This is a genomic window from Caenibacillus caldisaponilyticus (genome assembly GCF_002003465.1).
In the GTDB taxonomy this organism is placed as follows: domain Bacteria; phylum Bacillota; class Bacilli; order Bacillales; family Sporolactobacillaceae; genus Caenibacillus; species Caenibacillus caldisaponilyticus.
The window spans coordinates 1-845 of record NZ_BDDQ01000146.1 but is presented as its reverse complement, the minus strand read 5'-3'; the positions used below and the strand labels follow the sequence as shown (position 1 = coordinate 845).

The window sequence follows — 845 nt, the reverse complement described above, 5'->3', positions numbered from 1 at the left end:
GTTGATCTTGTTGCTGTTGTTGAGATTGGTCTCCTCCCCCAGCGTTTTGGTCCGGTTGCTGGTCACCGGATTGGCCGCCACCATTGTCATCTGCGGCGAAGAATTTGAAATTCAAGCGATATAGAAAATCGTTCATAAGATTCATAGTTTAGCCCTCCAATTATGGATAATGATTCTTCCGTTTTCTTTAACGCCCACTACGGATAAACGGGCAAGAAAAAAGCCGTATCATTTCGATACGACTCAATAGATCTGTTCTCGATTATACCGACGCGTTCTATCGGTCTGCTTAATAAATTCCCTCATGACAGCCTGTCGCTCTCTTACCTTAGCCGCTGCCAGCTTTGCTCCTTCATCATCACCCATGGCTTCCATCATGGCTTTTTCGCGTTTAGCTTCCCGAATTCGTCTCTCAAGGTACCGCTGTTTTTGGCTCTCGGCATATATACGTTTGCTTTCCGTTGCGTTATATGGCTCAAAGCGCTTTTTGGTCACTCCGGGAATATACGGATAAAGGACATGGCGGCAGTTAATACCCCCGATACCTTCGATGGTCCCATATCCTGTTTCACTTAGTGGCGGGTACTTTTTGCTTTTGCCACTGATGGAATATATCCGCCCTTGAAATGGGATATGCGACGGCCTAGAGTCGGCATGGGATGAGATTTCAACAAGGTCAACACCATATTCTTGAAATCTCGCTGTTTGCATGTCATTTGATATTCTTGTGACCATTGTCCGGGTCACCATGTTGACATATGCCTCGGTAGACCACCGCCGTCCCGCTTTGTCGATTAAAGCTGGAATGCCATCCTCAGCCCACTTTCCAATAACTTCTCTGAGTG

General features: G+C 46.6%; 1 protein-coding gene. It reads right to left on the bottom strand.

The genetic code is table 11. The features are described 5' to 3' along the window. Nucleotides 1–243 precede the first annotated feature (243 nt). A partial coding sequence (locus CCB157_RS16905; protein WP_238594764.1) for a phage minor capsid protein occupies nucleotides 244–845 on the bottom strand: 602 nt, incomplete at its 5' end.